The following is a 23,062-nucleotide window of genomic DNA, read 5'->3' as shown; positions in this document are numbered from 1 at the left end:
CCGTTTTAAACTTACAACGACCTTGCAGAGGCCAATGTAGGCTTGACACTAATTGATGGCAACGCCACTCACCTCTCAAAGCCCCATAATTTTGCCAGAACACACAATGGCAAAATCCGCCATTACAAAGACAGCGGGTTGCATAAAAACACAAATGATTTTTTGGAATACGAGCCTAGAACCCGTAGATCGCGCCAATACGGACTGAATTGATCTTTGGGTTGGCTTTATAAGCCACTGCGCTGATGGTTCCCGCGGGAATGGAGCGCGTACCGTAATCGGTATAAAGATATTCTGCCTTCACGCGCACGTTAGACGTCACTGCATATTCTGCACCTAGGCCTGCAGTCCAGCCGTTCAAGCTGATATTAGCAGTACCTGTTGTGCCGCCTGTTGGAGGAGTGGTCGTCGAAGTTGCTTCGGCAAATGCAAAACCACCGGTGCCATAAACCATCCATTTATTATGGGTTACACCAATGCGGCCACGCAAAGATGCTGTCCATTTAAACCGCTCAGAGCAAATCTGCGTTGGAGAACACGAGAAAGAGTTACTTTTACCGCCGCTCAGCACATCTGCTTCGACACCAACAATATAGCCGTTGTAAAGAACATTGAGACCAGCAAGTGCCCCAAAATATGGACTTTCAATATCACGGCTAATAAGTGGGCCCGTTGCCGGGCCGCTTCTGAGCTTGCCAAAATCATAATCTGCTAAGATACCAACATAGGCACCCTCAAAATTATGCCCTTCATCCGCAATCACCGGAGGTTCAATAATCGTAATTGGATCAATGACGTCCGCAGCCAATACTGATAGTGATAAAAATGGCAAAACAGCAATTGATGACGGTAACAACTTATACATGAATGGGACTCCGATAATATGGCCTATTTTGTAAACCTCTATAGTTAATTGTTTGTTACAACCGACCCAATCTGCTTGTAGTTAATTCTCACCTCTCAAAGCCCCATATTTTTGCCAAAACGCTTAAATCTTCCCTCAAAAACCCTAGCTGTTTGCTGATGGATTTGTTGCTGGTTAGGCCTCTGACATTCTTGCAATATTGGGTGACGTTCAGGCTTTCGCCAGCGATTTTTTGGATGCGGAGTATGGCTTCCATCGGGCTTTTTTCGTTTATGCCATCTGCTTTGAGTTCGCGGTTTGCATTGCGGATCAAATCACTGGCATGCATTTGTTTTTCGCTCAGCGTCATGGGCGCTTTTGAACAGTCCACCCGCTGGCGTGAATAGTCGATGGCTTGTCCTGTTTGGCCTGTGCAAACCAGATGTGCGGCCAGATATTTATGCCCTGCCAAAAACTGCGCTTGTGAGATTTTGCCGCGAGAGTGCAATTGCAAAAGCGGGTTATCCGACACACGGCGTGTCACCCGCTCTGTGTACTTTTTGCCATTATGTGTTTTAGCATTTTCATTATAGGGGCAATCGACCTCTGTTTTGATAAACTGGCTTTTTAAGTTCCCTGTCGGGGTGTACCCCCTCCGCGCCTCTTGATTTAAAGCCTGTTCTGTCGTTGCATTTTTCTTTTCTTTTTGCGCTTTTCCACCACCTAATGATGCCTGATTTTGAACTCTCATACATAACTCCTACGCTTTACTTTTACGCTTTTATCTGCCCGGACTTTTGACTAAATGACCTGTTGGCAACTTGTTAGAACGCGATATTTGGATACGGTTTTGACCATCTCCACCAGCTTTTCGCACTCGCCTTTTTTGGCAAATAAAAACTGCTCTTTCACAGGTTGGTGCGGGGATAGAAAAACCAAAATAACCAATACAAACATGATGTTACTTTCTTTGTTTTAGACTTTGAATCTCCTGCTTAAAACTTTGAATCAAATGGCCTATTTGCCGGGCATCAGTGACAATTGATAGTGGTAGTGACAATGGGTTGAGCGTCGGTCGCCCTCGCGCTTTTTAGCATCGACCACAGGTGCTGCGCAGCACATCATGGTGGCGCTGGCGTCCTCATCCCCATCACGGCACCATGAGCACTGGCCACGTTCGAGCGTCATAAAGGGTGCCGGATCATTTTTGGGCGTATATTTTAGCCCATTCACAGATGCAAGATTTGTGGCTTTCTTTGCATTGTTGCGGGCTTGGCGTTCAAACGTTTTTTGACCAGCAGATGCTATATTTAGCGTTTTTGCCATTGGTCCCGTTCTGCGCCGAGAGCGATGTTTATGGATAAATTGAACCCTCTTTTCCGGCACATCATCGGGGCGCAATTTGCGCAAGCGATAGAGCCTGCCGGAAACCATGGCCTTGCTAACACCCAATGAGGTGGCAATTTGCGTATAAGTCTGATCGGCCTTCAATCCATCCAAAATCATCTGATCCTGCGTGTCGGTCCATGTGGATACGCCCATGCTATGAATTCTCCTCTTTTTGATGATCGAAGTCTTGCGCGATGGTTGCGCCAGCACGTGCGACATTCGATGGGGTTTTATGATGATCGAAGTCTTGCGAAATGGCTGTGCCAGCACGTGCGACATTCGATGGGATTTTATGATGATCGAAGTCTTGCGAAATGGCTGCGCCAGCACGTGCGACATTCGATGGGATTTTATGATGATCGAAGCCTTGCGAAATGGCTGCGCCAGCACGTGCGACATTCGATGGGGTTTTATGATGATCGAAGCCTTGCGAAATGGCTGCGCCAGCACGTGCGACATTCGATGGGGTTTGATATCGGTTTAAAAAATGGGTTTTCGGCAGAAGGTATCTGTTTGTTTTCGGCTCGCCGATTGTCCCCAGTTCTGCACGCTCATTCTGCAAGCGGATAAATGCATGACGATTGCGCATATGGATCATGATCTCGGCTAAAGCAGGCGGAAAAGACGGCGCTTGGCGCTTGACCTTGCCCAGCCGAAACCTGTCAACAACGTGCGCTACGATCTGAATATCGAAATCAGAAAAAGCTTCGCAATAATCTTGCAGCGTATGCTCATCCACATTCTTACCAGCAGGAAAAGCACGAAAAAGCCGCGCAACCTGGCTTAGGATAGCCATCTCGTGGTTTTGCGGTTCAGTCATCATGTTGACCACCCAGATTTTGCCCCGCGGCAATATTACGAGACACGCGCTGAAGCGGCGTTTCTGCTTTTACATAGCCATTGGAACTCTTTTTATAAGTCTTCTGATTCTGGTTCTGGTAATTGGCATCGCTCGCGCTATGCGAAGGATAAGTCGGAGCAGGAATATTGCTTTGATTTTGCTCGCTATTTCTCCGCGCTTTGGCCCATTTTTGCTGCGCGGCATCGCTTGCTTTTTGAACACGATTCATGCGTTCATTCAGCTCTTTTTGAACGCGCCTATTGCTCAATGCTCCGTTGTGATCGGTTAGTTTTTTCTCAACAATCAGATTGTTGATGATCTTTTTAAATGCAGCGAAGGTGCAACCACAACGCCGGGCAAGCCGCGCATCCTGCTTGGCACCACCGCGCATAAGCTGACCATCATTTTCATACATCATACATACAAGCGTGATGTAAACGCCCGTTTCTGCTGGTGTCAGGCCACGCGTACCAGACAGCCAGTCAGAGGGATAAAACTTAAACCAAGGATCACTCATGGATGGAAAACCTTACTCAAAAACACGCAACAATCGAAGACAACCCGCGCGAAGCTTGAAGACAGGAGACAAAACTCCAAACAACGCGCGGGAGTTTGGCGAAGGCACCCCCCGCCTCGCTTCATCTGATCTTGCTTGGTTTCTGGGGAGGAGGTATGCAAAAGATGAAGCGAATTGAGAACTGGTGCGCATAATCTTGGCTTGCAGATTAACAGCAAACTTACCTAGATATATTTTCCTATCAATGGGTGATGTATATAAATTATGCGCCATACGTTAACGTATATACGTATAAAATACGTTTGACAAGTATGAATATTCGTATATGTATTTTATATACGTTTAAGCTATAATGAAAGATTGGCCATTCAAATGGACTATATCCAGCTACTTCGCATCATGCTTGATGACACAACACAAGAGGATTTGGCGCGAGACCTTGGCACCACGCAAGCCACTATTTCGCGCTGGCTGTCCGGGCAAGAGCCGCGTGGATCTGCTATCGAACGCATCCGCGCGCTGGCCCGCTCACGCCGCCTGGCCAATAGTTCAATAACGAGCGAAACAATGGCTGATGAGCATTTAGGGACAGATGATATTGCTGAAAGAGCTAAGCCAAGCGGCTTTTCCGATAGTGGTTTTTTTGATGGTGATCTGACCAGACCTTTACATGCGCCCAAGCGCGGACAAAATAAACCTCGTCATACTGCATCTAAATCAGGCTCAACCCGCAACACCGTTCATGAAGGCGGCGATATAGCAAATTTCACCATTCACGCCGGTATGGGCAATGGCGGAACCTTATCAGTGCAAGTTGATGAAGATGGCATGGCGATAGACCCGTCTGATAGCGATGGTTTTTGGTCTTTTCCCGAGCAGGTAAAAGCTGGATGGCGGGAAATGACCAAAACATATGCCATGCCTGTGACGGGCGATTCTATGGAGCCTACGCTGACCAATGGCTCATATGTCTTTGTTGATACATCCCACAACTACCCCTCCCCGCCAGACCTATATGCGGTGAACTACGGTCATGGCTTAATGATCAAGCGGTTGGAGCTTTTACCAGAAGACCGCGTCAACGTTATCTCCGACAACGAACGCTATTCGGATTTTGAGTTTCACGCCTCGGAAGTGGAAGTCTATGGCCGCGTTGTCGCCAGCTTCCAATGGAGGGGATAGTTCAAAGCGCACGTGCTGGCGCAAGCCATCTCGTGAAGGTTTGCCAAATGCAAAACAACTTGGCCTATTGCGCTTTGCCAGCGCGGATATCAGCCAACAATCGTTCTGAAATCGCAAGATTTTCTTTCGTCTGCTGATGTTGATAGAGCGCATTGTCTTCACGGCGTTCTTCCAGCGCCAGCTTAAATGCCCCAATTGATTTTTCAGCAAGAGCTTCGTCATTGCTCATTCGCGCAAGAACTCCATAGGCACTGCCAAGGTTATATTGCGTCGCGGCCCAATCCAGCGGCACTTTATCTCGCGTCTGCTCCGTCAATGCAGCACAAAAAGCCTTAATTGCCTCCTGCAACAGATCATTATTAGAGGAAATCGCGCCAAGTGTTCGAAATACATTGCCGATATTATTTTGTGTTCCAGCCCACTGGAGTGAGACCTTGTCTTGCGTCCATTCCGTCAAAACCAAGCGATAGGCGTCAATCGCCTCATGAAGCATGCTCTTGTCTAACAAACGTCCACCAAGCATCTGAAGTGCAGCACCAAGATTGTTTTGTGCCATCGCCCATTGGAGCGGCACTTTGTCTTGCGTCCACTTTGTCAGCGCTGCACGATAGGCCACAATCGCCTCACGCAACAGTTTATCATCAGAGGAGCGCTCTGCGAGCACATAAAGCGAATTGCCAAGATTGTTTAGGGTTCCGGCCCAATCCTGTGGCGCTTTATCTTGCCTTTGCTCTGTTAACGCTGAACGAAAAGCAGAAATTGATTCATAAAGTATTGCATTATCTGGGAAACGCCGCCCAAACTCTTGAAGAGTTACGCCCAGATTAACTTGCACTCTAGCCCAATAGTCTGGATCGTCATCATGTGGTAAGACATTCAAAAGCACCTCCCAACCGTCGATCGAATTCTTCAACCATTTTGGATCGCTCGCATATTGCCCAAACTGGTAAAGCATATCAGCTTTTTCAAAGAGATAATAACGTCTGAGCGGCAGATTATGCGCTACCTTTTCAATCGCTTCATCATAAAGCGCTGCTGCCTCATCCACATTCGATTGTGCTTGGGCCATTTGCGCTTCCAGCACAATCATCTGCGCTGAATTTTCTTTCTCCTCATTAAAACGTTTCTCGGTGCGAGCATCATATTCGCGCCGTGCGGCTCTCAACTCGGTTTGCGCTTGCTTGAGATCAATGGCTTGATGATTTTCCAGCGCGGCTCGGGCTTTATCCAAAAACGGTCCGATTTCCGGCACGTCGTTGGAAAGGCGCGACAGGCGCTGATAATCGGTTTTAACCTTCTCCAGTGCCGCCTTGGCCACATCCAGCATTTGGCCAAAATTCTGCGGCGCAACGTGCTGATCCAGCACACCTGCAATGAGGCCCAGCAACTCGTTTAAGGGGAGTTGAAACTGGTCAACAAGCGTCTGGAACTCCTGCTCTGGCGTGAGATCACTTGATTTTAAAACACCAATGCGCTCAAGCTCATCACGTATCGCCTTCACATCTTGCCCAATCTCATGGATCACGAGGTGAATATTTGCCAAAGTTGATGCCATGTCGGTTAAAATCTCAGGCGCGATGTCTTTGAAATTATCAGGATCAAGAACAGCGGCCTTAAACCCTGATTCAAGCGAGGACTGAATGAAAAGATAAGGCAATGCTTGGTTTTGTTGTTCGCTGAATTCTTCGTCAACACCTGCCAGTCCGGCAAGTACTTTACCTGCCATCGTGGCAGCAAAACCATCAGGGTTTTTAACAGCATCAGCAATATGCGGAATTTCAAATTCGCAGAGTTGTAGTTTTTCTCGGAAATTATTCTCAATCCGCGTCAATTCTTCCTCAATGTCAGAATTTTCGCGATAACGCTGTGCAAAGCCTTGGCGATTTTCAGCAAGGGCTTTTTCGACCGCTTTTTGCAGGGTGGCACTATTTTTGCCAAATCTGGCTTTGTTGGCATTGTAGTAATCGTAGAGTTTTGCCGCACCCAACAGCACCGCCGCCCCTGTTGCAAATGCTGGCGCAGTTGCAAATATGCACGAGGCACACACAAGCGCAGTTGTCGCCTCGGTTCCTGTTTTAAAGATTTTGCTCTTCATCCTCGCCTTCCGCACCCCGCATCTTACCCCGGCAGCTTAACGTAAAGTTGTGGGATTTCAACTGTGAAGATCAAAGCGCGAGGCCGCGCATGGTAAGCTATTTCTGCTGATGCTTTTGACCTCGGTCAATGACAATTGCCGCGTAAATTGTATATTATTGGCAATCAGCGCAAGGAGCCACGTCGATATGCCGGATTATATCACACTAACGCCTGACACATTGCCGGATGCGCATATATGTTGCGCGATTTCTGACAAGAAATGCGCAAAAGGCTATGGCGCGAAAAAGGGCTGGTTATCGGCGCAATATGCCCACGGATACAGATTTCGGCGGCTGGATGAACGCGGCAAAGTGTTCATTGAATATGGTCCGGGCGATGCCGCATGGATGCCCGTTGTCGCCCCGCAATGGATGGTAATGGGCTGCTTTTGGGTGTCCGGCAAGTTCAAAGGCAGTGGGCATGGCAAAGCATTGCTGCAAGACGCATTAGATGCTGCCAAGGCAAAAGGTTATGCCGGGCTTGTCTCGATTGCTGGCAAAAAGAAAATGCACTTTCAAAGCGATGGAAAATGGCTGTTACGACAGGGTTTTAAGGAAGTTGATACGCTTAACACGGGCTTTAGCCTGCTTGCACTTTCAACAGAACCGGGGGCAGAAGCCGCACTACCGGCCTTTGCACAAAGTGCACGTGACGGATTACCACCAGATACCAAGGGCGTGAGTGCGTATTACTCTAACCGTTGCCCATTTACTGATTATCACATCAAAACATCACTCAAAGAAACCTGCGAGAAGCGTGGATTAGATTGGACTGCCCACAAATTAGATACGTTGAAAGCTGCCCAAAATGCCCCCACACCGGCAACAATCTTCTCGCTATTTATCGATGGAAAATTCATCACCACCGATGTGAGCGTGTGCATGGACAAGCGGTTTGACAAGGTTGTCGAGAAGGCACTCAAGTAAGTTCATCGTACATTAAAGCGTGAAAAACCGCGTAGATTCGCCAACTTAAGCAAAACCCGCTAAAATGATGAAAAACAATGTGGGGATTGATGGCAAGTCCAAGCCTTGATGATCTGACAGACATCGCTATCAGCTTTAATGAGGCTGTTCTTAATCAGGATATGTGGGAACCTTCGCTGCAGAAGATGGCGAACCTATTTGGTGGTTCTTTCGCTACATTTGAGTTGATCGATAAACGACACGGCCACTCCATACAACATTTTGATAGCTCTGAGATCGAAATCAAAGACAGCTATATCCAACATTATATGCCGATTAACCCGCGAATTGCTTTTGGGAACAGAGCCGGTGCGCCGCAGATCATGCATGATAATATCTTTATGGCTGAAAAGGAGATGGATCATCATGAGTTCTATGCAGATTTTTTGCGCCCCTTTGATCTCCGGTATTTTATAGCGTTGAAAGCCTTTGAAACCAAAGGCAAAGTGGGCATTATTTCAGTTCAAAAAAGTGCACGTAACGGTGTTGCAACAAAAGACGAACTTCGGGCATTTGAGTATATCGCCCCCTCTCTCAAAAGCACTGTTAAACTGCATGTTCAACATGGCAAAATGCTCACTCGAATGCAAGGTTTTGAAAACGCATTCGAGATTTCTGACAAGGGTATTTTACTACTAAATGAAGATGGCCAAATCAATGAAATGAATGCAACCGCTATCTCTATCTTTAGAAAAAATGATGGTCTTACCTACGCCAAAGGCAGATTACACTGTTCAAGTGCACAAATTGGCAAAAAGTTGGATAACGCCCTGCGACAAGATGATTCCGATGATTTTCATAAGCACCGCGCTCAAAACTTCCTCATACCGCGACCATCTGGTGATGCCCCCTACCAGATCAGCATTCAACCAATTACCGCTCATCAAGAAAACCGCCGCCAATCTGGCAATGGGTTCATGATTTTAATCACCGATCCCACGCATAGCCACACGCTTGAAATCAACGAACTTATGGATGGTTTTGGCCTTACCACCGCAGAAGCAAATGTGGCGTTGATGATTGCCAATGGCAAAACCGCGCAAGAAACTGCTGCCGAATTATGCGTAGCACTACCGACAATTCGTACACATATTCAACGTGTTATGCAGAAAATGTCAATTAACAGGCAGATTGATATAGCGCGAATTTTAACCCGCTACATGTAAGGCCTCATTAATATTGATGACTACTTAGGCCGAGAAATCAGGAATAGTCCCTCTCGAACGACTATTTATTGAGGAGGGAATTTATGAAAATTCATCGCGCCGCACCAATTTTTCTTTTCAGTTTTGCGCTTGCTGCGTGCACAACATATGGCTCGCATAAAAAAATCGGAACATACTCCTATAGCGGCAAAAAGTACGATATTTATGAGGCAAAAATTGATACAGAAAGCCGAGATGACGATGAAAAGACAGTTCGGTTTATTGTCGACAAAGGTGTTGCGCCACCTGATCGCCCGGGTGGGAAGATAATTTCATCATGTACCTTTGAAGAAAAAACTGCTGACGCAGATACCATAGCACGCTGCAACAAGAGATTTACCGCTGCTATTGAAAAGAGAGAAAACCCGGAGGAGTCCAGCAGCGATGATGGCGGTGGCATGTACTAATATTTCGCTCGACAGCTAAAGCTTTTAGCCAGCGTTTACAGCCATCAAGCTTTAACCGTTGGCTGAAACATTTTCTTCTCTACACTATTTAAAGGCTAAAATTTATAATGGCTAAAATCTGTTTGAGCCGCGTTTGGGTTTAAATTCCTGCTTTTTATTTATTGCGATTAAGGTAATATTGCGAAAGATATTTGATTTTGCAGGGTTTGGCGATGGCTGAAATGAGGGATTTAAGCTTGAAATCCTTAGAGGTGTTTCAGGCATGTGCGCGTTGCGGTTCTTTAAGTGCAGCAGCAAATGCAATGGCCATTTCCACAAGTACAATTACCCACCATATCAAAAAAATCGAAAACCACCTCGGCATTGAACTCTTTGATCATGGCAAAAAGCCTTTGAGTTTAACATCAACGGGAGAGAGCTTTCTTGCCGAAATTGAACCCGCGCTGCAAATATTGCGACAAGCGCAAGCCAATGCGAATGCCGAAGTCATGCAGTCTGGCCGCCAATTTCGCTTTGGTGCTATTGAAGATTTTGAAACAGAAATCGTGCCTGATCTGGCGGTTTTTTTAAATGAAAAACTGCCGAAAATGGATTTTTCCTACCAGATTGAAACCAGCCTGACCTTGCTGGATATGATGCGTGATCGCGCCTTGGATATTGGCATTATGGCAAGACCATCTGCACCCATTGCCGCCATGACATATCAACCGATCCTGCGTGATCCATTTGTTATAGTTGTGCCCGAAAGCTGTGATTTTGATGCAGAGCAATTTTTGTCTGGCAAAACAGATATCCCCTATCTGCAGTTTCATCATTCACAAATGATTTCTCAACAGATTGAAGCGCAATTGCAGCGTATGCAGATCAAGCTGCCAAAGCGCATGCGGCTGGGAAATAACGCCACCCTGATGGCGCTTGTTGCTGCGGGTTCCGGCTGGGCTATCACCACGCCGCTACTATATGCGCACAGCAAACGCAGCCATGAAAATGTACGTCTTATTAACATACCAAAGCAGCAATTTGCGCGAGAAATTGGCATATTTTCCAGCGATGACTGCCCGAACCAGATGTTAGAGATGGTGCGTGCCAGATTATATGAACTTTTGCATCTTCACGCCATTGAACCAGTGCATACAACTTACCCCTGGCTGAAGGATCATTTTACCATCATAAATTAGAAAATCATTTTCGAATTTATTGCGCATGGGAAACATTGCTTGAATTGGTCTATCTTCACTTTTAACTGGCGTCATAGATTTATGATTTTCTGGAGGTCAGGTTCATGAAAACACAGGTGGAAGTCCTTGTCATTGGCGGCGGGATTGGTGGATGTTCTGCGCTTTATCACCTTACGCAGGAAGGTATAACTGATTGCGTGTTGTTAGAGCGTGATGAGCTGACTTCAGGCACCACATGGCATTCGGCGGCACAGGTGACAAATCTTGGTCCGAACCAGACAATGGTGGGGCTAAAAACGCACTCCATCAACCTGTATAAGGAGTTAGCTGATGATCCTGAATATCCTATCAATTATCACCATGGGACGGGCGGCTTGCGCCTTGCATCCGAGCAATGGCATATGGATGGATATCTGCATTTTCAGTCTATGGCCAAGGGTATGGGCGTGGAACTCGACATTCTTGATGCCGAAGAATGCAAGCGTCGCCACCCTCTTATTACAACTGATAACCTTTTGGGTGCACTGTGGGACCCACTGGATGGGGATATCGACCCTGCGCAGCTTTGCCAGGCTCTGGCCAGACGCGCGCGACTGGCAGGCGCAGAAATCTATCGCCATACCAGCGTGATAGGTCTGACCCAGAGGCCCGACCACACATGGATTGTGCGCACCAACAAGGGCGACATTCATGCCGAGAAAATCGTCAATGCGGGCGGGTATCGCTGCAATGAAATTGGCGCGATGATGGGGGTAGAACATCCCGTTGCCTCTATGGAACATCAATATATGCTCACCGAGGCCATTCCAGAAATTGAGGCTTTGGGTGATGATTTCCGCGTGCCACTTATTCGTTGCCCGACCGATGATTTTTATCAGCGCGCCGAGAAAAAAGGCCTCCTGATTGGCTTTTACGAGCAGGATTGCAAAACATGGGGGCTGGATGGCATTGATCCTGATTTTACCAATGCGCTTTGCCCGGATGATCTGGATCGTGTGGTGGATGTGATGGAAGGCGCCATTGCTCGCCTGCCATGCCTGGAAACAGCGGGCATTCACTCCATTATCAATGGGCCGATCACCTATACGCCCGATGGCCTGCCACTGGTGGGTCAAATTCCGGGCAAACGCAATGCCTACTGCATCACGGGCCTTCGCGCGGGCCTTGGCGAAGGTGGCGGACATGGCTGGCTTCTGGCGCAAATCATTGCCCACGGTGAGGCGTGCTATGATACTTGGTGCATCGATCCGCGCCGCTTTACCCGCTATGCAGATGTGCCGCACACAGCGCTGAAAGCCATTGAAGATTATCAAAATGAATTCCGCTTTCACCGGCCACACGAACACCGCCCTGCGGGGCGCATGGCCAAAACCACCGCGCTCTATGATGTGCTGAAAGCTGCGGGCGGCTCGTTCGCCCCCGTCAATGGCTGGGAGCGGCTGGATTACATCAAACCTGATCCTGACTTTACCGAAGAGTTGTCATTCCATTTCAACAATGTGCATCCGCTTATCGCCCGCGAGGTTGCCATGGTGCAAAATGGCGTTGGCCTTTGCGAAGTCAACGGGTTCAACCGTTTTGAGATTACGGGCGCCACGGGCACAGAGGATCAGAATGTGCATGATTGGCTCGATACAATCGTCTGTTCCCGCGTGCCACGCAAGGTTGGCAAAGTTGGCCTCACCTATCTGCTTAATCATCATGGCATGGTCAAAGGCGAAGCAACGCTGGCAAACTTGCACGAGAACAAAGTCTGGTATGGCTCAGCTGCGGCATCGGAGGCGCACGATATGGATTGGCTGACCGAGCATCTGCCCGATGATGGCTCTATCCAAATCAAAAGCCTGACGAATGATTACACAATATTGGTCCTGGCTGGCCCAAAATCGCGCAATGTTCTACAAGCTGTTATGCCAGATCATGACATTTCAGCAAAAGCCTTCAAGCCGCTTTGCGCAATAAAGGCCAATATCGCGGGCGTTGAGATCATTCTCATGTCTGTCAGCTTTTCGGGCGAGCTGGCCTATGAGGTCCACATTCCCAATGATGATCTCGTGACCGTGCATGATGCGCTGATGGCAGCAGGCAAAGTTCATAATATCGGCTATTTCGGCATGCGGGCGGTTGAAAGCATGCGGCTGGAAATGGGCTACCTCCACTGGAAAGCCGATATTATCACCGAATATAATCCCTATGAGACAGGCGTTGGCTTTTTCACCAAGATAGATAAGGAAAGTGACTTCATCGGCAAATCCGCGCTTGAAAAAATGGTCGCCAAAGGCGTTGGAAAAACCACAGGCCGTAAGCTCGTGACACTGGAACTTAACAGCAAAACCACGCCAGCCCGCCCGGGCGATTCCATCATGCAAAACGGCATAGTTGTCGGCACCATCACCTCCGCCGGATGGGGCCATCGCGCAAATGACGGAGCGGGTAAAAACCTCGCCTATGCATTTGTAGATGTGGATGCGAAAGACGAGCTAACGGCGCTGGTGCTGGGGGGTGAGGTTGAGGCAACAATAATAAATTCAGCAATATATTCAGTTAGTTAAAGTGAAATCCCCGCCCCGAAAAACTTTTCATAGTACTGCTTATGGCCCCGCAATTTTAAGGTCTTTAAGATGTGACAGTACGGATGTATCCGAAACCCGTGTACCAGACAGGTCAAGAAGTCGCAACGCCTTAAGATTTGACAGAGGTGCAATATCTGAAACATTAGTGCCCATCAAATCGAGATGTTGCAACACTGCGAGATTTGAGAGCGGTGCGATATCAAAAACCCCTGTGACACCCAGATAGAGACTTTGTAACGCTGTGAGATTTGAAAGTGCTGCGACATCTGCAACATCAGTGCCCATCAAATCGAGATGTTGCAACACTGCGAGATTTGAGAGCGGCGCGATATCTGAAACCTGGGTGTCGGCCAGATAGAGATCTTGTAACTCTGTGAAATTTGAAAGTGGTGCAATATCAGAAATCTGACTGCTACCTAGACCAAGATATTGCAACGCCGTAAGAATTGATAAAGGTGCGATATCCGAAACTTTCGTGCCATTCAAAAAGAGATATTGCAACGTTGTAAGATTTGAGAGTGGGGAGATATCTGAAACCTGAGTGTTACTCAAATTAAGACTTTGCAATGTTGTAAAATTTGATAGGGGCGCGACATCTGAAATCTGCGTGTCAGCCAGATAAAGAATATGCAAATGAGTAAGGTTGGAAAGTAATGCAGCATTGGTAAACTCTTCCGCAGAGCCTGTGATATTTTCCATTCCTATATTAGCCAGATGGTGACTGGCTTCAAATTCAAAATCTAATGTTGTTACAAAAGGTGCCCAACTATCGGGCACCATCTCGCCTCTCAACAAGCGATTGTAGACTTCCACATAATCAAAATCGTGGGGCTGTTCTCCTACCCCATCAACTTTAAAAATCACAACGATATTAGTGAGCCTCTTGTTCACAACGTTAAGTGATTTCACCAGTTTTGGAAAATTGATTTCTAACAGCTCACCTACGCCGCTGCGAACTTCCTGCCCTGCTTGTGCAAGTTTTTCGCCATGCTTTGCGAGTTGGTTTTCCATAGCAGAAGCTGTGTTTTCAACACCATTGGATAGCCAGTCTATCACCGTTGGGCGCGGGCGTTCGGTTTTGAGCGAAGCTTCGGCGGACTGGGCCTGAACGCCTGCATCACTCGCAAGCATAGCTTCGGCTTCAAACTCATTGCGGGTTTCATCATCAGCTTCTGCCAACATGGCATCGACATTTGCCACATCTTGAGAGGTTTGCGTGGTTGCTTGAATGGCAGCCTCTATCGCCTCGTCTGCCTTATCCGTCTCGGGCAAGTCTGGCGTTACATCCGTGTCGAGTTCCTCGCCAGATTCAAGCTTATATTGCTCAATAGCGGCTCGCACAGCAGCCATAAGCCCAACGAGCCGCAGGTCAAAATCACCATTACGCGGCACAAGCGGCTCTTCATCGCCTTCATCTTCATCATGGGCAGGAATGAACCGCTGGCGAACACGATTTAGCTCGCTATCTGCTGCGCGTAATGGAGCGATGGAGCCTTCTGCCGTGCCGGATGGCAAACGCGTAAGGGCCTTGCAAAACCCTTCGACCTGTTCGATCGGAAAACCATCTGGCAGCAAATTCACCTTACCAAGATGGTCAACCAAATCCGCCGCTGCGCGCGCAACTTCCTTTAGTTCGCGCATATATTCTTGGCTGGGGCGTTCGTGGGATAGCGGCATTAAGAAAAACTCCTCAATGCGAACTTAATCACACCGCCCATAAGCTGCAAGCGCTATCCGCACACATATTACGAGTATTATCAGGTTATCAGCTCAAATTCTTCACAGCACATTCAAGTGTGGGATAAGGGCGATGGTTTTAGGAAGCCAAATCAGGATGAGTACTAAAAAGCAAAACATCGCCTATATCGTTGCTTTTAAGGATGCGGTCTTGCTTCATGCCTAGCTTTTTTATTAGGGCAACAGAGCGTTTATTCGTACTATATGCGCGTGCAACGACCTTTTCGAGTGCATGTTTATCGAAGGCTGCATTCAAGACATGTTCAGCAGCTTCACGCGCATAGCCCCGCCCCCAAAATTCCGGCTTTAGCCACCAGCTTATTTCCGTCGCCTCTACAGCTTGAAGCGGCGACAGACCGCAAAATCCCATGAGTTCATCACTATCACGATGAGTAAGCTTCCAGTTGCAATAGCCAAGTCCTGTTTGGAAACCCTTTTGAAGGCCCATGAACCAGCCAATTCGCGAGTCTGACCACGGCACCCCTTCTGCGATGTAGCGCATGACATCAGGGTTGCGTGCAATGTCCGCAAAGGCATCGAAATCGTCAAGTTCCCATGTTTCTAGCAGGAGTCGCTCGGTTTCATGTATGATCAATTTACTCACCTTCTCTGAGGAACGAATAGATTTAAAAATCAGCGTTTTTGCCAGTTCCAGCTTTGGTCGGGCACATCGGAGATTATGGTTTCGCCCAGCTGTTTTTTGAGTTCATAATTTGCCGAATTGGGCGCCATGGCTAACTCGTCTACAAATGAGCCAGCGTGGGAAACCACAATAATTTGCGTTGTTTGCGCAACGGATTTTATCAGCCTTGCAAGGGCTGGCAGCAAGCTTGGGTGAAGGCTTGTTTCCGGCTCATTCAGCACCAAAAGCGGCGGCGGGCGCGGCGTCATTAAAGCGGCAACAAGCAGCAGATACCGCAATGTGCCATCTGATAATTCCGATGTGCGCAGCGGGCGCAACAGGCCCTTTTGCTGCATCACCACCTCAAACATGTTGTCCTTTACATCCACCTTTATGGATGAACCGGGGAATGCATCTTCAATTGCATCATCAAACGCCTCTGGGTCGCCTATCTCCTTGATGGTTTGAACTGCGGCTGCAAGATCAGATCCATCGGAGGCGAGCGAGACAGTTCTCGTTCCCACTTGCGGCATGCGCGCTTTAGATGCCTGATCGGTTCTAAAATGATCATAAAACCGCCAGTTGCGCATTCTCTCTCGCAGCAACAAAATTTCGCTGGCCTGCTTGGGGTCACCCGCATGGGTCATCATGCTATCAAAGCTCGGCAGCGCCGTGAGCACATGTTGCCTTGCCCCATCTTCCTGCATGACTTGAACACCGGGACCGGCGCGCGATGCAATCACATTATGGCGCTTGAGAACCTCACCAATCCACATCGCTTCAGACTTTATTTCCGGATCAAGGTTGAACATTGATCGGCCATCAGATTTTGGCAACCCAAGGTCTATCGCGTAGCCATAATCTTCAGATGCAAAGCCAAGTTTCAAGCTCACAGGTTCGCGCCGTACCGTGCCCTCAATCGGGTGCTGGCCGGATTTCATAGATCGGGAAAATTTCTCAGGCCCTGCCCATAACGTGGAGGGTATCCCCCCTTCCAGCGCTAATGATCGGACCACATTCCCCTGCGCCACATCGGCCAGAAGACGAATGGATTTATAGATACTCGATTTTCCCGTTCCGTTTGCTCCGGTTATAATCGTGAGCTTATCGAGCGGGATAATGATCTTTCGTAAAGACCGGTATCCAGATACGGCTAATGTCAGAATCATCTTGGTCGTGCAACTTTGGTTTCCTGCAAATATACTACATGATAGTTCGTCGATTTGACCAGATTATCCCGGTATAGTTTTTTAAATTTTCTTATGAAAAAGGCTCTAAATACGTATGATTTTAATGTCACAGGCAGCATCATTTTCAAACGTTACACGAAACCCTTCGCAATAGGCAAAAACGTTGCCCAAATTCTTTGCTTGCAACTCCGGCTTTGGTTCATCCAAAATAAGCCCAAGTAGCATCAGCTCCATGATGCCGCCATGAGAGATAACTAGCGCTGATTGACCATCCTCTATGTCATCGGCGATCTCGTGCAAAATCATGGTTTGCGCACGCGCATATCGGTCAACATCTGTGTGCTTGTGGCAAGCCTTTAACATTGCCTTGACTGGTTTTGGCCAACGGCTTTTTATAAAGATATCTTCAGGAAAACAGGCCAGCCGTTTGTCAAGCACATCCACTTCAAACCCCATGCAAAGCGAGGTTTCGATGGCACGAGATTTTTGGCTGGTCCAAACACCTTTAAAGGGAGCGGTTTTGGTTAGTTTTTCGTCATCAGGATGTGTGAAGCCGGCGCCAACCTTTCTCGCCAGTTCAATTCCCTCTTTTGAGAGGTGTTTGCTTATTTTTCCTTGGAGATGTTTATGCCGCATCGCATGGCGGCGAACTTCAACATATTTTACCATTGCTCATCCAACTTATCGAACTAGCCGAACAATAGTTCAAAGCCTGCGAGCGTGCAATCAAGGCAAAACCAAGCACCTAAGGCACTTGGTTTCGCATTTTTGATGGGCGTCTTAACCGACGAGGCCACCATCTTCGCGCGTGACTGCAATAACTGCTGAACGTGGCACTGCATCACCGCCTTCAGGCCAATGACTGTTGCCTTTTTCGCCCGGATGCTGAATGCCAACAAACATTGTACGACGATCCGGAGACCATGTTAGGCCCGTTACTTCGCACTCTTTTGGACCGACAAGAAAGCGGCGGATTTCACCAGTGACCGGATCGCCAGCAAGCATCTGGTTATTGCCTTGTCCTGCAAAGTTCTCTTCATTTTTGTAGTTCCCATCTGTTTGGATCCACAAAAGACCATTTGAATCAAACTTCAAACCATCTGGCGAGTTGAACATATTGTCTGCATTGATGTTTGATGAACCACCAAATGCATCATTATGCACAGTCGGATTACCAGCAAGGCAATATAGATCCCAAGCAAACGTATCTGCGGTATGGTCAGCGCCCGCTGGTTTCCAACGAACGATCTGGCCATAAGGGTTGCCTTCGCGCGGGTTTGGACCTTCAACATGGGTCAGATCGCCCCCAGCATTAGGTTTGATACCACGGTTCTTATTGTTTGTTAAAGCGCAATAAACCTCAGATGCGTTGGGGTTAGACGTCACCCACTCCGGACGGTCCATTGTCGTTGCGCCAACCTTGGACGCAGCAATACGTGTATGAACACAGATTTCAGCTTTTGTCATGCCCGTTGCATCTTCTGACAGTTCCAGCCATTTGCCTGAACCTGCCGGATCAAACTTTGCTGCGTAAAGCGTTCCATTTTCCATAAGGTCGTCAGTGTCTGCACCTGGCGCATAAACGCCATCAGATACATAACGATAGAGGAATTCACCACGCTCATCATCACCCATATAGATGACGATACGACCGTCATTATTAACAACAGCCTCAGCATTTTCATGCTTGAAACGGCCCAGTGCAGTCCGCTTTTTCGGTACCGAATTTGGATCGCGTGGATCAATTTCAACAACATAGCCAGCGCGATTTGGCTCATTCGGGTTCATCTCAACATTGAAACGATCATCGATCTTTGCCCAGCCGTAACCCCAATCTTTAGCAGATATGCCATAACGTTTCAGCTCAGCAGAGACTTTATGCTCTTCATCTGTTGCAGAAAAATAGCCGTTAAAGTTTTCTTCGCAGGCAAGGTAAGTCCCCCAAGGTGTGGAACCATTACCACAATTGTTCCAAGTGCCAAGAGATAGGGTTCCAGTCGGGTCGGCCTTTGTTTTCAAAAGATCATGACCGGCGGCAGGACCTGTTAGCGCCATTTCACTATCGGGTGTAATGCGGCGATTGTAAGGACTGTCTTTTACAATATTCCAGCCATTTTCGCCTTGAGCGATTTCAACAACAGTCAAACCGTGCGCCATCTTACCCTTAGCAATGTCGTCATCGGAGACAGCTTTACCATCAGGATTGTTGCCCCAGATGATAGAGCGGTTTGTATATTCATTATTGGCAACATAAATCAGCTTATCACCGTGGGCATAAACTTCCATACCATCAATATTATCGCCAAATGAACGTGCCTGACTTTCAGCTGTGCCACGTGTTGCGTGATCAAATTCAGGAACACCTGAAAAAAGTGGATCACCCCAGCGCACAACAACTTCGGACTTGTAACCTGGTGCGAGTTTAATTGTGTCATCAACACTTGTTGTGATTTGCTCAAAGGCAAACCGGTCTTCAGCAGCCGCAGCTTCACCTACAAAACTGCTGTTCATGACGGCGAAGCTACCAAAAGCTAAAACACCACCCAAGAAACCGCGACGGCTGATAGATTCTTCTACTACACGATCAAAGTCTGTGACTTCAGCTGAAGGATTAATCATTTCGTCGAAATCATCAAATGTGACTTCATTTTCGATTTCCAAATTCTCTATTTTCTCGCTCACGGGAAAATTCTCCTTAAGGTTTAGTGATTTTTGCATGTCATGCGTTGCGATTAATTCTTCGGGAATTTCCTCCAATTGGCGGCAGTTTCCACAGTTTAAACATTGATCACATTTGGGCATAAAGACATCTCTCTTTCGTCTTTTTAGACGCGGAGATAGAAGCTGTTTTTTACTGCATCATGATGTCAAGCTTGTGACAAATTGACGAAACTTTGCATAATCGATGAGAAGGCAATGAGTTAACAATCTCAGAATACATAAAAGGCGTTGCGGGTTTCAATACCAATGCGGGTCAAATATTGTTTCACTCCTGCCCTTCTATGAAGATAACTTTACCGTAATTAAGACCTAAAAGAATATTTTCCTATTTTTGATTGACAAATATACGTATACGTATGATTATTTTCCTATGGATGGAGCGGTTCGCAAAAAAGGTTATGCGTCTTTGTGCATCGCTCTATCCGTGTCGTTTCGAGTTTATATACGGGATTTGTTATGAGTTTATCGCGCCGACCTTTACCGCCCCTTTCTGGATCACCTTTGTTGCCCATCATAAAACCTCGCCCCTTTTGCGGTGCGGATGAGTTTTTATTGTTTGTTGACCAGTTTGATTGCCAGTTCACCCATGAGGCCGAGCTAAGACCCATGTCGCTGGATGAAGCTGTGTGCGAGTGTGAGGACACGACAATCAGCATTATCCGAATGGACCAAAGCAACTGGCGTGGAGAGGATGTGAGTGACGATGTGGCCACAGAGTGGCTCAATATCCACGAACCCGATGCAGAGGCGGAAAACACCCTGCCCGACTTTGTGCGCAACAGCGAGGCCTGGCTTGATTATCTGGACGATTATGATGCACAAAATGGTGTTAAGGCCATCGATGAACAGTTGGATGATTTTGACTTGGGAATTGGCCGCTATGCCTCTTGATCTTAATGTCCCGCCTATCATCTCAAAAAAAACAAAACGGCGAAAATATGTAACGCGCCTGATAGAAGCTGTTTTGATGTTGGGCATTACGTTTCTTGGCACTCTTGCAATGGCGTTACTCTTGATGCGCCACGCTTAAATGTCGTCATAAGCTGCTTTTGCCAAAGCCTCTTTTGTAAATTTAAGTGTTTCAAGGAACAGCTGAGATTGTTCGATCTTGGCTTCCACATCCTCGATTTTTTGCTGCAAAAACGCATCACCATCAAAATCCACATCACCCGATGCTTGTAATTGTGACGTAAAGATAATCAGTTCCGCAAGCGTGAACCCTGCCGCCTTTGCTTGGGCAATAAGCTCCAATGTCAGCAGGGCATTTTCTGAATATTCTCGATAATTGTTGCTGGCTTCATCGCCTTGTTCAGACGAAATCAACCCGTTTTTCTCATAAAACCGGATTGTATCTCGGCTGATATTTGCACGTTTTGCCAATTCACCTATTCGCAAATTCAAACACTCCTCTTGAAAATCAACTTAAAACCATTGACTAAACTCCATAGTTATGGCTCAATGGATTTTAACAAGAAAAATTTACAAATGCGAGTTCTAATTCAGGAGATGATAATGGCAAATTGTCAAAGCTGTGGCATGCCACTTAACAAAGACCCCAAGGGCGGCGGCACAGAAACTGACGGTACAAAAAGCACCACCTATTGTTCACTTTGCTATGCAGATGGTGCATTTATCTATCAGGATGTAACCGTGGAAGAATTTCAGGCATATTGTGTGGAAGCGCTGAAACAAAAGGGTGTGCCATCCATCATGGCATGGCTGTTTACTAGGGGTATTCCCAAGCTCGAACGTTGGAAATCATAAGGAAGCACTTAGAAATCTAGGCACTCTTCTCATTCAGATTATCACGTAACTCGATAATGCCTGCAACAAGCTCTTCCAATGTATGACGATCTAACTCGGTATCTGCGGTAATACAGTTCACGATATCAATCTGATTTTTTTTGATGCTCTTTCCCTCGGGGGTCAATTCAACGATCACCTGCCGCTCGTCTTTTTCCCCCCGCACGCGCGTAACCAGTGCCCGCCCCTCCAAACGTTGCAAAATCGGTGTCAGAGTATTGGTTTCCATTTGCAGTGAACGGCAAAGGCTTCCAACGGTAACCCTGTCTTTCTGCCAAAGTGCAGATAATGTAATATATTGAGGGTATGTCAGTCCAAGTTTAGAAAGATACGGTTGATAGGTACGGTTCATCGCCGTTGAAGCAGAATAAATCGCAAAACAAATCAGGTTACTAATTTTGATCTCAGAATCAGGTTCTGACTCATAGATGTTGCTTGGCATATCTCTTTCTCGCAGTTTTAAATCTGGCTATTCTATTAAGCATAAGAGTGCAAGTGCAAGAATTAGTAGTATACAATGCTTAGCATTATATCGTACACGATTTAAATTGTCATTAATACAGAGGTATGATTTATGTCTTGGTTACCAACACTTATGACTACTACACCCGAAGAGGGTTATGAGCTTGCAATTAAACTATCGCGGGTAGCGATTAAAAAAACACAACCAAACAATGACGTCCGTGAAAAGTTGCGTCCGGTCTATGAAAACGACTCAGATGCATTGATTTCAGTGTCGCATGTCGTGGCGGTTAACTTTCAAACCATTTCTGCGGCAAACAATTACTGGCGCGAGTAATTCCGCTGGCAAACCGAACCTGGCTCAACCCAATTGACTTGCCAGCCAGATAGCTGTTAAAAGCCGCCGCCCCACAGAAAAGCGGTTATGATATGGCATCTACTCCAGAACGCGGCATGGCAAACGTGCCAAAGCGCATCATGATTATTGGCCAGCCAGGTTCTGGCAAGTCCACGCTTGCCGCCAAATTGGGCGCTGTCACCAGCTTACCTGTTTATCACATAGATAGGGAAGTTCACTGGCTGCCCAATTGGGTTGAGCGCGACCGCGCAGATAAAACCCGCCTATGCTGTGAAATCAGCGCGAAAGACGAATGGATTTTTGAGGGCGGACATTCTTCCACATGGGAGGAGCGATTGGCGCGCGCGGACATGCTCATATGGCTAGATGCGCCGCTTTGGCTGCGCTACTGGCGTGTTATCAAACGCACAATCAAGCATCATGGAAAACCACGTCCAGACCTACCAAGCGGCTGCCCGGAACGTTTTGAATGGGAATTCATGCACTTTATCTGGCGCACGCGGCACAAAGCGCGCGCGCGAATACAACAGACTTATGAACATGCACCAGATAACAAGCGCACATATAAGCTTACAAATCTGCGCGAAACCGACCTGTTTATTGAACAAATAAGGCATGAATTTGCAGGGCAAGATAGTTAATCTGAGACTGACCGAGAATCTAGCCCAGCAAATTGATACCCACATGCTTATAAATGCTCTGACGCACAAAACAGTTTCACTAACGCCATAGTTTTTCGATAATATTGTGCAGTTTGAGATCATTAGCAGCAGCAGAAACTGCCACAATCATCGAAATAAGCACAGTAAAAGAGGCTGTTTTGATGTGTAAATACACACGCTTGGCACCTCTTTTTCACCGTCTACATTCAGAAAAAATAATATCTTACACGATACAAAACACCTACTATACGCGGTAAATTTCCTAACCTG

At 47.2% G+C, this 23,062-nt stretch carries 24 protein-coding genes; 11 read left to right on the top strand and 13 right to left on the bottom strand.

The window, feature by feature from the left end; all coding sequences use genetic code 11:
• Positions 1-175: 175 nt before the first annotated feature.
• The 5 genes from AB2J24_RS18275 to AB2J24_RS18255 all read right to left on the bottom strand — a co-directional run bounded on the left by AB2J24_RS18275 (position 176) and on the right by AB2J24_RS18255 (position 3,591).
• Positions 176-865 carry an outer membrane protein gene (locus AB2J24_RS18275; RefSeq protein ID WP_367386548.1) on the bottom strand — a complete coding sequence of 230 codons (690 nt, stop codon included), beginning with the start codon at positions 863-865 and terminating at the stop codon, positions 176-178.
• A gap of 88 nt (positions 866-953) precedes the next feature.
• Complete coding sequence (locus AB2J24_RS18270) at positions 954-1,595, bottom strand: hypothetical protein (protein WP_367386547.1); 642 nt, start codon at positions 1,593-1,595, stop codon at positions 954-956.
• Between the two features lie 266 nt (positions 1,596-1,861).
• Positions 1,862-2,386 carry a hypothetical protein gene (locus tag AB2J24_RS18265; RefSeq protein WP_367386546.1) on the bottom strand — a complete coding sequence of 175 codons (525 nt, stop codon included), beginning with the start codon at positions 2,384-2,386 and terminating at the stop codon, positions 1,862-1,864.
• Between the two features lies 1 nt (position 2,387).
• A complete protein-coding gene (locus AB2J24_RS18260; protein ID WP_367386545.1) occupies positions 2,388-3,056 on the bottom strand; it encodes a hypothetical protein in 669 nt (222 codons plus the stop codon).
• On the bottom strand, positions 3,046-3,591 hold the full coding sequence (locus AB2J24_RS18255; RefSeq protein WP_162651375.1) for a DUF1376 domain-containing protein: 546 nt from the start codon (positions 3,589-3,591) through the stop codon (positions 3,046-3,048). Before AB2J24_RS18255 ends, AB2J24_RS18260 begins: the two co-directional genes overlap by 11 nt.
• Before the next feature lie 372 nt (positions 3,592-3,963).
• Here AB2J24_RS18255 and AB2J24_RS18250 point away from each other — a divergent pair, with 372 nt between their 5' ends.
• Positions 3,964-4,773 carry a S24 family peptidase gene (locus tag AB2J24_RS18250; RefSeq protein ID WP_367386544.1) on the top strand — a complete coding sequence of 270 codons (810 nt, stop codon included), beginning with the start codon at positions 3,964-3,966 and terminating at the stop codon, positions 4,771-4,773.
• A gap of 64 nt (positions 4,774-4,837) precedes the next feature.
• Here the strand turns inward: AB2J24_RS18250 and AB2J24_RS18245 are convergent, their stop codons facing one another.
• Positions 4,838-6,868: a tetratricopeptide repeat protein gene (locus tag AB2J24_RS18245; protein ID WP_367386543.1), complete on the bottom strand. Its 2,031-nt coding sequence runs from the start codon at positions 6,866-6,868 to the stop codon at positions 4,838-4,840.
• A gap of 187 nt (positions 6,869-7,055) precedes the next feature.
• Here AB2J24_RS18245 and AB2J24_RS18240 point away from each other — a divergent pair, with 187 nt between their 5' ends.
• From AB2J24_RS18240 to AB2J24_RS18220, 5 genes are all read left to right on the top strand, one after another.
• Positions 7,056-7,835, top strand: coding sequence for an N-acetyltransferase (locus tag AB2J24_RS18240; RefSeq protein WP_367386542.1), 780 nt, complete (start codon positions 7,056-7,058; stop codon positions 7,833-7,835).
• Between the two features lie 89 nt (positions 7,836-7,924).
• Positions 7,925-9,040 carry a helix-turn-helix transcriptional regulator gene (locus tag AB2J24_RS18235; RefSeq protein WP_367386541.1) on the top strand — a complete coding sequence of 372 codons (1,116 nt, stop codon included), beginning with the start codon at positions 7,925-7,927 and terminating at the stop codon, positions 9,038-9,040.
• An 83-nt stretch (positions 9,041-9,123) separates the two neighbouring features.
• Positions 9,124-9,486: a hypothetical protein gene (locus AB2J24_RS18230; RefSeq protein WP_367386540.1), complete on the top strand. Its 363-nt coding sequence runs from the start codon at positions 9,124-9,126 to the stop codon at positions 9,484-9,486.
• Between the two features lie 212 nt (positions 9,487-9,698).
• A complete protein-coding gene (locus tag AB2J24_RS18225) occupies positions 9,699-10,664 on the top strand; it encodes a LysR family transcriptional regulator (protein ID WP_367386539.1) in 966 nt (321 codons plus the stop codon).
• A 104-nt stretch (positions 10,665-10,768) separates the two neighbouring features.
• Positions 10,769-13,216 carry an FAD-dependent oxidoreductase gene (locus tag AB2J24_RS18220; protein ID WP_367386538.1) on the top strand — a complete coding sequence of 816 codons (2,448 nt, stop codon included), beginning with the start codon at positions 10,769-10,771 and terminating at the stop codon, positions 13,214-13,216.
• Positions 13,217-13,255: 39 nt separating this feature from the next.
• Here AB2J24_RS18220 and AB2J24_RS18215 read toward each other — a convergent pair whose 3' ends face one another.
• The 5 genes from AB2J24_RS18215 to AB2J24_RS18195 form a co-directional block, all read right to left on the bottom strand.
• Positions 13,256-14,914: a leucine-rich repeat domain-containing protein gene (locus tag AB2J24_RS18215; protein ID WP_367386537.1), complete on the bottom strand. Its 1,659-nt coding sequence runs from the start codon at positions 14,912-14,914 to the stop codon at positions 13,256-13,258.
• Positions 14,915-15,053: 139 nt separating this feature from the next.
• Positions 15,054-15,569: a GNAT family N-acetyltransferase gene (locus AB2J24_RS18210; protein ID WP_367386536.1), complete on the bottom strand. Its 516-nt coding sequence runs from the start codon at positions 15,567-15,569 to the stop codon at positions 15,054-15,056.
• Between the two features lie 38 nt (positions 15,570-15,607).
• Complete coding sequence (locus AB2J24_RS18205) at positions 15,608-16,765, bottom strand: AAA family ATPase (RefSeq protein ID WP_367386535.1); 1,158 nt, start codon at positions 16,763-16,765, stop codon at positions 15,608-15,610.
• A 105-nt stretch (positions 16,766-16,870) separates the two neighbouring features.
• Complete coding sequence (locus tag AB2J24_RS18200) at positions 16,871-17,455, bottom strand: hypothetical protein (protein WP_367386534.1); 585 nt, start codon at positions 17,453-17,455, stop codon at positions 16,871-16,873.
• A 111-nt stretch (positions 17,456-17,566) separates the two neighbouring features.
• Entirely contained in the window at positions 17,567-19,405 is a 1,839-nt protein-coding gene (locus AB2J24_RS18195; protein ID WP_367386574.1) for a PhoX family protein, read from the bottom strand.
• Between the two features lie 558 nt (positions 19,406-19,963).
• Between AB2J24_RS18195 and AB2J24_RS18190 the strand changes: the two genes are divergently transcribed.
• Both AB2J24_RS18190 and AB2J24_RS18185 read left to right on the top strand, forming a co-directional pair.
• Positions 19,964-20,398 (top strand): hypothetical protein, encoded by a 435-nt coding sequence (locus tag AB2J24_RS18190; protein ID WP_367386533.1) that lies wholly within the window; start codon positions 19,964-19,966, stop codon positions 20,396-20,398.
• Positions 20,388-20,537: a hypothetical protein gene (locus tag AB2J24_RS18185; protein ID WP_367386532.1), complete on the top strand. Its 150-nt coding sequence runs from the start codon at positions 20,388-20,390 to the stop codon at positions 20,535-20,537. Before AB2J24_RS18190 ends, AB2J24_RS18185 begins: the two co-directional genes overlap by 11 nt.
• On the opposite strand, the gene AB2J24_RS18180 is transcribed toward AB2J24_RS18185, so the two are convergent.
• On the bottom strand, positions 20,534-20,908 hold the full coding sequence (locus tag AB2J24_RS18180; RefSeq protein ID WP_367386531.1) for a MerR family transcriptional regulator: 375 nt from the start codon (positions 20,906-20,908) through the stop codon (positions 20,534-20,536). The two genes, AB2J24_RS18185 and AB2J24_RS18180, sit on opposite strands and share 4 nt — an antisense overlap.
• Positions 20,909-21,019: 111 nt before the next feature.
• Here AB2J24_RS18180 and AB2J24_RS18175 point away from each other — a divergent pair, with 111 nt between their 5' ends.
• Positions 21,020-21,271 (top strand): zinc ribbon domain-containing protein, encoded by a 252-nt coding sequence (locus tag AB2J24_RS18175; protein WP_367386530.1) that lies wholly within the window; start codon positions 21,020-21,022, stop codon positions 21,269-21,271.
• Between the two features lie 16 nt (positions 21,272-21,287).
• Here the strand turns inward: AB2J24_RS18175 and AB2J24_RS18170 are convergent, their stop codons facing one another.
• Positions 21,288-21,752, bottom strand: a complete 465-nt coding sequence (locus tag AB2J24_RS18170) for a MarR family winged helix-turn-helix transcriptional regulator (protein ID WP_162651387.1) — start codon at positions 21,750-21,752, stop codon at positions 21,288-21,290.
• A 132-nt stretch (positions 21,753-21,884) separates the two neighbouring features.
• Between AB2J24_RS18170 and AB2J24_RS18165 the strand changes: the two genes are divergently transcribed.
• Together AB2J24_RS18165 and AB2J24_RS18160 are read left to right on the top strand one after the other, a co-directional pair.
• Positions 21,885-22,109 (top strand): hexameric tyrosine-coordinated heme protein, encoded by a 225-nt coding sequence (locus tag AB2J24_RS18165; RefSeq protein WP_162651388.1) that lies wholly within the window; start codon positions 21,885-21,887, stop codon positions 22,107-22,109.
• Between the two features lie 92 nt (positions 22,110-22,201).
• Positions 22,202-22,771 carry a DNA topology modulation protein FlaR gene (locus AB2J24_RS18160; RefSeq protein ID WP_367386529.1) on the top strand — a complete coding sequence of 190 codons (570 nt, stop codon included), beginning with the start codon at positions 22,202-22,204 and terminating at the stop codon, positions 22,769-22,771.
• Positions 22,772-23,062 lie beyond the last annotated feature (291 nt).

Source organism: Lentilitoribacter sp. EG35 (genome assembly GCF_040784015.1).
In the GTDB taxonomy this organism is placed as follows: Bacteria; Pseudomonadota; Alphaproteobacteria; order Rhizobiales; family Rhizobiaceae; genus Lentilitoribacter.
Note: the sequence above shows the minus strand (reverse complement) of the source record. Positions and strands in the feature narration are given on the sequence as shown.

Coding starts and splice junctions, on each gene's coding strand:
- AB2J24_RS18165 (WP_162651388.1), top strand. CDS start 21,885: ATGTCTTGGTTACCAACACTTATGACTACTACACCCGAAGAGGGTTAT.
- AB2J24_RS18190 (WP_367386533.1), top strand. CDS start 19,964: ATGAGTTTATCGCGCCGACCTTTACCGCCCCTTTCTGGATCACCTTTG.
- AB2J24_RS18255 (WP_162651375.1), bottom strand. CDS start 3,591: ATGAGTGATCCTTGGTTTAAGTTTTATCCCTCTGACTGGCTGTCTGGT.
- AB2J24_RS18195 (WP_367386574.1), bottom strand. CDS start 19,405: ATGATTAATCCTTCAGCTGAAGTCACAGACTTTGATCGTGTAGTAGAA.
- AB2J24_RS18275 (WP_367386548.1), bottom strand. CDS start 865: ATGTATAAGTTGTTACCGTCATCAATTGCTGTTTTGCCATTTTTATCA.
- AB2J24_RS18205 (WP_367386535.1), bottom strand. CDS start 16,765: ATGATTCTGACATTAGCCGTATCTGGATACCGGTCTTTACGAAAGATC.
- AB2J24_RS18250 (WP_367386544.1), top strand. CDS start 3,964: ATGGACTATATCCAGCTACTTCGCATCATGCTTGATGACACAACACAA.
- AB2J24_RS18260 (WP_367386545.1), bottom strand. CDS start 3,056: ATGATGACTGAACCGCAAAACCACGAGATGGCTATCCTAAGCCAGGTT.
- AB2J24_RS18245 (WP_367386543.1), bottom strand. CDS start 6,868: ATGAAGAGCAAAATCTTTAAAACAGGAACCGAGGCGACAACTGCGCTT.
- AB2J24_RS18200 (WP_367386534.1), bottom strand. CDS start 17,455: ATGGTAAAATATGTTGAAGTTCGCCGCCATGCGATGCGGCATAAACAT.
- AB2J24_RS18215 (WP_367386537.1), bottom strand. CDS start 14,914: ATGCCGCTATCCCACGAACGCCCCAGCCAAGAATATATGCGCGAACTA.
- AB2J24_RS18235 (WP_367386541.1), top strand. CDS start 7,925: ATGGCAAGTCCAAGCCTTGATGATCTGACAGACATCGCTATCAGCTTT.
- AB2J24_RS18160 (WP_367386529.1), top strand. CDS start 22,202: ATGGCATCTACTCCAGAACGCGGCATGGCAAACGTGCCAAAGCGCATC.
- AB2J24_RS18170 (WP_162651387.1), bottom strand. CDS start 21,752: ATGCCAAGCAACATCTATGAGTCAGAACCTGATTCTGAGATCAAAATT.
- AB2J24_RS18220 (WP_367386538.1), top strand. CDS start 10,769: ATGAAAACACAGGTGGAAGTCCTTGTCATTGGCGGCGGGATTGGTGGA.
- AB2J24_RS18175 (WP_367386530.1), top strand. CDS start 21,020: ATGGCAAATTGTCAAAGCTGTGGCATGCCACTTAACAAAGACCCCAAG.
- AB2J24_RS18185 (WP_367386532.1), top strand. CDS start 20,388: ATGCCTCTTGATCTTAATGTCCCGCCTATCATCTCAAAAAAAACAAAA.
- AB2J24_RS18240 (WP_367386542.1), top strand. CDS start 7,056: ATGCCGGATTATATCACACTAACGCCTGACACATTGCCGGATGCGCAT.
- AB2J24_RS18270 (WP_367386547.1), bottom strand. CDS start 1,595: ATGAGAGTTCAAAATCAGGCATCATTAGGTGGTGGAAAAGCGCAAAAA.
- AB2J24_RS18230 (WP_367386540.1), top strand. CDS start 9,124: ATGAAAATTCATCGCGCCGCACCAATTTTTCTTTTCAGTTTTGCGCTT.
- AB2J24_RS18225 (WP_367386539.1), top strand. CDS start 9,699: ATGGCTGAAATGAGGGATTTAAGCTTGAAATCCTTAGAGGTGTTTCAG.
- AB2J24_RS18265 (WP_367386546.1), bottom strand. CDS start 2,386: ATGGGCGTATCCACATGGACCGACACGCAGGATCAGATGATTTTGGAT.